Origin of the sequence: Oceanobacillus chungangensis, assembly GCF_003369565.1 — a bacterium.
Classification (GTDB): domain Bacteria; phylum Bacillota; class Bacilli; order Bacillales; family Amphibacillaceae; genus Oceanobacillus; species Oceanobacillus chungangensis.
In genome coordinates, this window is the sequence record NZ_PIOD01000012.1 from 23,995 (window position 1) to 33,166 (window position 9,172).

General features: G+C 33.4%; 12 protein-coding genes. 5 read left to right on the forward strand and 7 right to left on the reverse strand.

Features of this window, described 5'->3' with window-relative positions; all coding sequences use genetic code 11:
• Positions 1–389 precede the first annotated feature (389 nt).
• The 5 genes from CWR45_RS12125 to CWR45_RS12145 are packed head-to-tail and all read left to right on the forward strand — an operon-like array spanning position 390 to position 3,807.
• A complete protein-coding gene (locus CWR45_RS12125) occupies positions 390–785 on the forward strand; it encodes a GntR family transcriptional regulator (RefSeq protein ID WP_115750135.1) in 396 nt (131 codons plus the stop codon).
• Entirely contained in the window at positions 782–1,891 is a 1,110-nt protein-coding gene (locus CWR45_RS12130; protein ID WP_115750136.1) for a DUF1648 domain-containing protein, read from the forward strand. The genes CWR45_RS12125 and CWR45_RS12130 overlap by 4 nt, the downstream gene beginning before the upstream one ends.
• A 27-nt stretch (positions 1,892–1,918) precedes the next feature.
• Complete coding sequence (locus CWR45_RS12135) at positions 1,919–2,122, forward strand: PLDc N-terminal domain-containing protein (RefSeq protein WP_115750137.1); 204 nt, start codon at positions 1,919–1,921, stop codon at positions 2,120–2,122.
• Entirely contained in the window at positions 2,123–3,031 is a 909-nt protein-coding gene (locus tag CWR45_RS12140; protein ID WP_115750138.1) for an ABC transporter ATP-binding protein, read from the forward strand.
• Positions 3,031–3,807, forward strand: coding sequence for an ABC transporter permease (locus CWR45_RS12145; protein ID WP_115750139.1), 777 nt, complete (start codon positions 3,031–3,033; stop codon positions 3,805–3,807). Before CWR45_RS12140 ends, CWR45_RS12145 begins: the two co-directional genes overlap by 1 nt.
• A 324-nt stretch (positions 3,808–4,131) precedes the next feature.
• Here the strand turns inward: CWR45_RS12145 and CWR45_RS12150 are convergent, their stop codons facing one another.
• The 7 genes from CWR45_RS12150 to CWR45_RS12185 form a co-directional block, all read right to left on the reverse strand.
• Positions 4,132–4,539 (reverse strand): hypothetical protein, encoded by a 408-nt coding sequence (locus tag CWR45_RS12150; protein WP_115750140.1) that lies wholly within the window; start codon positions 4,537–4,539, stop codon positions 4,132–4,134.
• 114 nt (positions 4,540–4,653) lie between these two features.
• Positions 4,654–5,169, reverse strand: a complete 516-nt coding sequence (locus CWR45_RS12155; protein ID WP_115750141.1) for a phosphoribosylanthranilate isomerase — start codon at positions 5,167–5,169, stop codon at positions 4,654–4,656.
• Between the two features lie 140 nt (positions 5,170–5,309).
• Positions 5,310–5,540, reverse strand: coding sequence for a hypothetical protein (locus CWR45_RS12160; protein WP_115750142.1), 231 nt, complete (start codon positions 5,538–5,540; stop codon positions 5,310–5,312).
• Between the two features lie 191 nt (positions 5,541–5,731).
• On the reverse strand, positions 5,732–6,289 hold the full coding sequence (locus CWR45_RS12165) for a hypothetical protein (RefSeq protein WP_115750143.1): 558 nt from the start codon (positions 6,287–6,289) through the stop codon (positions 5,732–5,734).
• Positions 6,290–6,727: 438 nt separating this feature from the next.
• A complete protein-coding gene (locus tag CWR45_RS12175) occupies positions 6,728–7,105 on the reverse strand; it encodes an SET domain-containing protein (RefSeq protein ID WP_115750145.1) in 378 nt (125 codons plus the stop codon).
• Between the two features lie 350 nt (positions 7,106–7,455).
• On the reverse strand, positions 7,456–8,187 hold the full coding sequence (locus CWR45_RS12180) for a CPBP family intramembrane glutamic endopeptidase (RefSeq protein WP_245975415.1): 732 nt from the start codon (positions 8,185–8,187) through the stop codon (positions 7,456–7,458).
• Positions 8,188–8,547: 360 nt separating this feature from the next.
• Positions 8,548–8,799: a hypothetical protein gene (locus CWR45_RS12185; protein ID WP_115750147.1), complete on the reverse strand. Its 252-nt coding sequence runs from the start codon at positions 8,797–8,799 to the stop codon at positions 8,548–8,550.
• Between the last annotated feature and the right edge of the window lie 373 nt (positions 8,800–9,172).

Consider the following 9,172-nt stretch of genomic DNA (forward strand, 5'->3'; position numbering starts at 1 on the left):
GTGAAACTCCTTTATGGCGTTTCACTTTTATTATTTCGAAAGAAGTATTAATAAACTACTTCCAGCCCAAAGAAAATAACTGAGATAAGTTAAGATATACATCGTAAATTCAAGCGAAGTAAGCCCTCTTTCCCGCTTCATTTTCCGCAAGTGCATAAAATACACGAGCGAGCATATAACCAATAGGAGCACAGACAAGTCATATATGTTTTCTAGAGCAATCATGAATACATCTCCTTTTATAATTATCGTATATTAACATATTAATCCATGACCTGATTATTAGAAAATCATTCGTAAAAATTTTCTAATTCTTCTATTGCTTTTCAATTCTATCTGTTATATTATGAATATAACAGATAGAATAAGTATATAAGGAGGTGAATGAAATGTTTCTTAATATTAATCTTGAATCATCGGAGCCTATATACATTCAATTACAACATCAAATTATTGAGGGAATCGCTAAAGGTAGAATTAGCCCCGGTGATCCGCTGCCGTCTGTTCGATCATTAGCATCTGATATCGGAATTAATCTTCATACCGTGAATAAGGTTTACCAGCTGTTAAAACAGGATGGATATATTTTAATTCATCGTCAAAAAGGGGTTGTAATTAACCCGGAAGGTCCACCAAAAGCTGATGAGGAATACAAGCAAAGTTTAAGAGCAAACATCCGCCCCCTCATTGCTGCCTCGATTTGTCGCGGCATAGAGGAGGAAGAGTTTTTACAGATTTGTAAAGAATTATTTAACGAATTTAAAGAGGAAGGTGAGAAAAAATGAATACAATGCCATTACTATTATTACTTGCCATTTTTATTCCTGTTTTTCTGATGATGATGCTTACACCTTATTTAACAAGAAAAACCGAAAGCTTTGGTGTGACTATCCCTGAGGAAATATACAGCAGTAAGCAACTAAAATCTATGAGGAAAAACTATCTTTTTTTAACAGGCATGCTTAGTTTCATTATATTGTTGATGTTCAGCTTCTTAGGTCTGACAGTAGTAAATGACGAACAATCATTTAGTATCCTGCTAACCATTGGTATCGTTTTTTATATTATTGTTAGCTTTATCATTTATTTAACATTCCATCGCCGCATGAAAGTCTTAAAGAAAAACTCAAATTGGGCAATCAATAAATCACAGCAAGTATTCATCAATACAGGCTTCAGAAATCAAAGGCTAACCCACTCGAATTATTGGTTCCTTATTTCTTTTGTCATTAGCATCGCAGTGATCATCATTACGTTCCAGCGCTATGACCTAATACCAGAACAAATACCAATGCAGTATAACTTTACCGGTGAAGTTACGAATTGGGTGGATAAATCATATCGCTCCGTTCTATCCATGCCAATCATGCAGTTGTATTTAATGCTGTTATTCTTATTCGTTAATACGATGATTGCAAAATCAAAGCAGCAAATCAATGCAGAAAAACCGGAAGAATCGATGCGCCAAAACATCATTTTCAGACGGAGATGGTCTCTGTATATCATTGTCACTGGGACATTATTAACAGTCATGTTCTCTTTTATTCAGTTATCGTTCATCTATCCAATCAATCAACAAGTAATAACAATCGTCCCGCTTCTATTTAGCTTTATCATGATTATCTGGGCAATCGTTCTCTCTATCACTACCGGTCAAGGTGGGAGTCGTGTAAAAAGCCAAATGGGAAAGAATGGCAATGTGATCGATCGTGATGACGACAAATACTGGAAGCTTGGTCAGTTTTATTACAATAAAAATGATCCTGCTTTTATGTTAGAAAAGCGGTTCGGTATTGGCTGGACAATAAATTTAGCAAGACCGTTAGCATGGATTATTATTCTCATTATTATCGGTTTAGCAATTGGAATTCCATTGTTATTAGCAGGTTAACAGTATTATTCCGAGGAGGAGATTACGATGCAGGAAATTATCGATTCGATAAATTGGGCTATCGTTACACCGATATTAATTATTCAAGGGCTATTAGCCCTTGTTGCCCTCCTTGATTTAGCAAAGGCTGAATCAACAAACGGGTCCAAATGGATGTGGGTATTTATCATTGTTTTAGCAAATACCATTGGTCCAATTATTTACTTTATCATTGGAAGGAGCCGCGACTAAATGACATTACTAACAGTTAGTAAGCTTTCAAAAAGCTATGATGGGAAAAATGTAGTTAATGACGTAAGCTTTGAATTTCAGAGCGGAAAATGTATTGCGCTAATTGGACCTAATGGAGCAGGAAAGACAACAATATTGCGTACACTTGCAGGTCTTCTAAAGCCTTCAGCAGGTATGATTCGATTTTCCGGTATAAGTGAAAGTGATGATATCCGAAAATATATTGGGTATCTGCCGCAATATCCAGTTTTCCATACGTGGATGACTGGAATGGAATTTATGGTCTATAGTGGTCGACTCAGCTATTTATCAGAAGCAGAATCTAAGAAACGTGCAGAAACATTGCTTGAAAAAGTTGGGATTATCGATGCAAAAAATCGCAGAATCGGGAAATATTCTGGTGGTATGAAGCAGCGTTTAGGTATCGCCCAAGCAATCATTCACAAGCCAAAACTTTTAATTTTAGATGAACCTGTCTCATCCCTTGACCCATTTGGGCGCCGCGAGGTTTTAACATTGATGAAAGAATTAAAAGAAGAGATGACCATTCTATTTTCTACACATATTTTAAGTGATGCTGAAGAAATAAGTGACGATTTATTATTATTAAATAAAGGTGAGATTGTTGAAAAAGGATCGATAATCGATTTAAGAAAGAAATATCAAACATCGATTATCATGCTCGAGTTTACTGAAGATGTAGAGAAATATCAGGGCAAAGTTAATACGTTAACCAGTGTTAGAAATAGTTTTATTGAACGTGATGTTTTACATGTTTCAGTCTCAGATTTCTCCGAGGCAAAACAAGAGATTTTAGCAATCGCAGTAAAAGAAAACTGGCCATTAACAAGCTTTACACTTAACCGTGCTTCACTTGAAGACATGTTCATGAAAGTGGTGACTAACTAATGCAATGGATGACATTATTTCGAAAAGAAATGATTGAAAATTGGCGGAATAAAAAATGGATTTGGGTGCCTATCGTTTTTATTCTCCTTGCAAGTATGGACCCGGTTTCCAATTATTATTTACCACAAATTATCGAATCTGTTGGTGGATTACCTGAAGGAACTGTTATCGAGCTTCCAGATTTTGCACCTTCAGAAGTCGTGATGATGAGTCTAGGCCAATTAAGTAGTTTAGGAGTATTAGTTGTCACACTCATGTCGATGGCGACGATAGCTGGTGAACGTAAAAGTGGTGTATTGGAACTCATCTTAGTGAAGCCAGTAGCATATCGAAATTATATAACAGCAAAATGGACTGTATTAATCATTCTCGTTTGGGTATCACTCCTATTAGGAATGCTTGGCAGCTGGTACTATATTAATATTCTCTACGGGGAACTATCAATTCAAAGCATGTTATTGGTCGTACTGTTCTATGGACTCTGGCTTACTTTAGTCGTATCCGTATCCATCTTTTTTAATACTTTGTTTAAGACTCCCGGTATTGTCGCCTTTCTATCGATAGCAACGATTATTTTCATGAGTGTTGTGACTCAAATATTTAGCCATATACTTGAATGGAGCCCGAATAACTTAACGCTGTATATTATGGAAATGCTGCAAACCGAGAGTATTCCATCAGAGCTTATATGGACAGCGATTGTGACTATTATCATTTCAATTGGCCTATTAATCGCTGCAATTATAACTTTGAGAACAAAGGAGCTAGCTAACTAAGAAACAAAAGCGCAAGTGCCCGTTTATGCTGTGTACAGACTGCGCTTCGCAGGAGACCAAGGAAACGTTACTGCCCCCGAAAAATAGAGTAATAAATTCTAACTTTCGGGGGTGTTTTTTATGGTCAAATATAGTAAGAAGTTTAAAATGAATGAAGCTTGTTGCCGAATATTTGTATGGAGATACCTTGAATTTAGATTATTGGAGAAGAATACAATATACCTTCTCAAACACCGCTACAAGATTGGGTAAGAACCCTTATGAAACACAAGGGATCTCTATTAAGAGATCCTGGTCAATTTTTTTATTAAACTAAAGCACCGCTTAGTTTAACAAGTCTAAAGCAATGCCTGAGAGCCTATCTCTTATTACTAACTGAACTTTTCTTGCTTTTTCATTAATATTCTTTAATTCTTCTGTTTGTATTTCCCAAGACAATTTAGTTTCTTTTTCTAACTCTTTTATCTGTTCCTCAATTAAGAGCGAGTGTTTTTCATATATCTTAATAGCGAGTAATTCATCGTTAAATTCATCTGGTATTCTATAATGTAATCCGTTGAACCATTCTTGAAATTCTTTCTTACCAGATTTGTTAAATCTCTTTACTAAAATAATCATTATTTCTTCAACAAATTCTTTATTAAAGCCTATTTCATACATCCTGTTTTGGATATTGTCCAAAGTGATGTTTACTAATGGTTTATCCTTAAAATTAAATATTTTCTTTATCATTTTTCTCCTCCCTAAAATATTTTCTTCAGCTATTCTGTCCCTTTAGTTCAATAACTTCTAGGTAAAATAGCGATTCCTCCTATTGAAGAATCGCACCAATTAACTCAATTAGCTTTAGTATGATTTTTGGCCACTATATAGCATTCTTTTTAAGAAATCTATTTTTCTAATATCTTTATTATTGTTGTTATCTGCTCGGTAACTATCCTTGGATGAAGATTCGTAAACACTTAAATACTGGTCAGGATTTAGTAGATAATACTTTATCTCTCCCATTTGATGCATTTCTAAATCCTCTAATTGTACTCCTGCGAAACTTGGTAAAGTATCAATAATACCAAACTCAACTGATAATCCCTCTTTAAAGAACTCATGTTCATGCAAATCAATCAATCTATATTCCATTGAATTCATAATGTTCACTATTTCATTCCAGTTATAAATATTAAATTCGGGCGGTACTTCCCACCCTCTTTTATCACCAGGTACATGAATGTCTAAGTCTTGTGCATCCCAACCATTACCTGTAACGACCTCTAAACCAACCGAACCCATTAACAACGGAATAATTTCAATATCATTTAGTTTTTTTGCAATTTTAATAAATTCATTAAACTTGTGATTGTCCATTTGCCCCTCCACTTTTTCTTAATTTTACCATAATTAGTAATTTCTTCTTAAACTAATCTGCCCTATTAGTACAATAGCTGCTATTAGATCTCATCCTCAACTAATGCACCAGTTTGTTTAAGTACATTTGAAACCAAGAGTTATCCAAAGTGATTATGAAAACACCAAACAACAAGAAACATACTCACTATCCCCCAAGCAGTGGTACTCCAAATCCACCAAATTATGGATTTAGCTGTTGTTGAACTTTCCTCATCTTCCACATTTGCTTTTATAAAAGCGACCTTACTTTCCATACCTTTTTTCATAGAAACGAGAACAACAAATCCGATTATTATGAAACCAATAGTTATCCAGAGTAATAAGTCCACCTTTTATACCTCCCTTTTTGTGAATTCTTTCCTTTCAATCTTCTTTATTAAATTATCCTGCCTCTTTAGTTAAATGACTTCAACAAAAATGGTACTTCTCCTTCTTTGAACTGCCCCCGTAGTACAATAACTTCTACTTAAATTAGCGTTAATCCTTTTTGAATTAACGCATCTGTTTGTTTAATAAATCATTATTCTCTCTCATAAAGTAATTTTCCATCCGAAGAGTAAGCAGAAATTTTGTATAAAGTTTCATCACCATTATCCTGCTTAGATAAAAGATTCCAATATCTTCTATCTTTATTTTTTACAATGTTTGCTTCCTCCTTTAAATTGTCATATTCAACAATAATACGATTAATTTTAGGTTCAAATATTTCGCCCAAGAATACCGTTGTATAAATACTTTCATTTTCTAAAGAAATTTCCCCTTTATGCCAAGTAGACTGGCTAAAGGTAAACGATGTTTTTTCAATATCAATAGTATACTCAAAACCCGAATTACCTTGATAAACCCACCCATTTTCTGTATTGGAAAAGTTAAGGATGCCATATCCATTTGGAGATTGGAAAAGGGAGAATGCACTATCATCCATTTCATTAGTATAGAAAATATCTTCTGACGGGATATTACTTTCTAGTGTTGCTTGCTGTATAGTTTTAATTTCTGCCTTTTCTTCATCAATTACGTTACTACAACCAGAAACAATTACAATAACTACGAAGAATATTGAAAATAGTAATTTCACTAAAAACACCCTCCTAATGAGACATATATTAGTTCCTTATACTCCTCTTCGATAAATCTGCCCCTTTAGTACAATATTCAAAAAACACTTATTAAAGAAAAAGACGATCGTTTTTTATGATCGCCTTGTTTGACTTTTGCACCATTTAGGTTTAATAGTATTAATAACCTCTTTTGGAAATTGTTCTACTTAACTTCAAACTAATAAACAAATCGTATACCCTTAAACGAAACTTATTCCGTATTGTCTTTCTTCCAGTTATATGGTGATTTTGACCAATTATATAACAGAATAATCAAGAATATTACGAAACATACCCCTATATTATTAATCCAATTAATCTCTTTGTTAGCAATTAACTGCCAAACAATTGAAGCTATAAAATATATTAGGGGAAATTTGATGCTTTTCTTATACATATTGTATTTTTTATCCTTTTTATTCTTGATTAAACCACAGTGGATCTTTGTCATCAACATCACCATTATAATTGATTAAAATCTCGTCACCTGCTTTTATATCTGTGAAAGCATAGAAGTCAAATGTGTGATTGCCAAAATTAATTTCATAAATTGCATTTGGTTGATAAGAATGGTTAAACAGCATTCCATAACCAAGAAGGATTGCAGAATGATTTATTCCATACTCAAAAGCGTAATCAGCTAGTATGGTTTGCTCAATGTATTGATGCTGATCGTTCGGATAAGAAATAACAGGTGCTTCATGTAAAAGTTCTCCTTTTTTGATATCACATGTAGCAAATACCCCTCTATTGAATTCTCCATCACTTAGTGAAGATGTTTTTATCTCAATCATGTTGTTCGCCTACTCACTTTTAATATTCTTTCTAACTGTAACATAAATTTTAACATTGAGCTCTTTTTATTTAGGAAAGTCGCAACCTATTATCATCTAATTCATAAGAGTCTAAAAACTCATTTACTCTGTCATTTTGTATTTCGCTTACTCAACATATTTTTATTTTAATATTTTGTAAACTTATTCAATATTTTCCGAGTAAAAAATAAATATTCGGCATATTCAACATAAAATCCTGCCCTTTAGTAAAAAGGATCGCCATAAAATCTGGATTGTTGTGTTAAACCACCACATAGTTTAAGTATCTTATTTCACAAACTAACGTTGTCTTTCCTTATGTATAATCATCATTTTTCAGTAATTTTATTGTATAGAATCTCCTTTGGATTTATAACAATTAATATCATTGCGACAACAAAATAAGAAAGCATAACATATACTAAAATATCTAATAAATCTCCCTTAACTATAATAAGGGAAAAATTAAATAATTGGTGAATAACAATTGGTATCACTAGGTTCTTATTCAGGTTGTAGAACAACGTTACAATAATCGAAAAAGATAATATTCCTATCATAAAAAGCACAATATACTTGATTAAATTCATTCCGGTGTAACCCGAAGCTAACCATAGTGGAGTGTGCCAACCCCCCCATAAAACACCTACTAATAAGGCTGATTTCAAAGGAGAATACTTCTTTTGAAGCTCATTCAATGCATACCCTCTCCAACCTAACTCTTCGCCCAGAGGTCCCCTTACTAAATTGTCTGAAAATGCGAACAACATTGTTCCAAGTCCTGTAAATGATAATGCTAATTCTTGAGTATCGGTTGTAATCGATAGCAATAATATAGTCACAGCGATGATTACAACTTGAATAATCACTAGGGTGCTGAGAACAGAAAACCTAAGTCTTGGAGCGAACTGCTGTTTTATAAAATCCTTTAGTCTTAATCCTGGATAGATTTTTTTAAATAAGATTATAAATGCAAAGGTTGAAGACCACGCAGCAATAATTTGTAAAATTTTTGTTACACTCTCTGGTACTCCTAACAATATACTTATACCGATAACCATAAAAAACACAAAAAATATTACATATGTAAAGACAACAAAACTTATCAATGGACTTTTTAATACTTGTTTCTTTTTAATAATAATTCCCCCTTATCACCAATGGTTAAATTATATTATTACTTGTTCCATAATTATTCAGTCTGGGGGATGAATCTCGAACAAACTAAGGGCTGAAAATCCAACATATTAATAAATTATTCAAGAATATGCCCGATTGCTGAATACTAGACACCATTCCTCAACTATCTGCCCCGTTAGTGAAAAAGCGACTGCTCTATTTGAACAATCGCACCAATTAGTTTAATTAGCACCTTCTCTTCTTTTGTTCCATTTGTTCGACCTATTTAGTAAAACCTTAGTTTATTTACTATTTTCTTTACCAATTTTCTCGTTACCACGTTTAAAGTTTCCCGTAATTTTAGCTAACAATAGCTGGACTTCTGTTATATTATCTTCAACTTCTTTAATTCTTGCTATAAGTAGTTCAGCCTCACTACCCTTTATAATTTTAATTTGTTTTCCTTTGTAATAGATTACTACCTTTCCTTTTTTCGTTGTTTGATAAGCAAATGGTTCTTCACTTAATCTGTTTCGTTTATCTACTTCGCTCACTACATCGTCTCCTTAATTATTTCAGTTTCAAACATTATATTCAAAAAAATCATTTGTTTAACTTGTTTTTCTTTAAATTTCAATTCACTGAATTAAGACATAATGTGGCCATTTCTATTATTTAACTATCCTGCCCCTTTTTTGGGGTCGCCACCAACCGAGGGACTACTACAGGATGTATCATTTCGCTGTTGCGACAAAGGCCTTTCATTGGAGTGAGTGATCACAGTTCCAGGAGGTCTCGTTTTTAACCAACCTCTCTTCTTTAGATTGCAAAAGAAAGACTGGATCGGTACCGACCCCCAAAAGTTAGAGTTAAAAAATGACTTTTGGGGGTGTTTTTATGGCCAAATATAGTGAGGAATTTAAAATA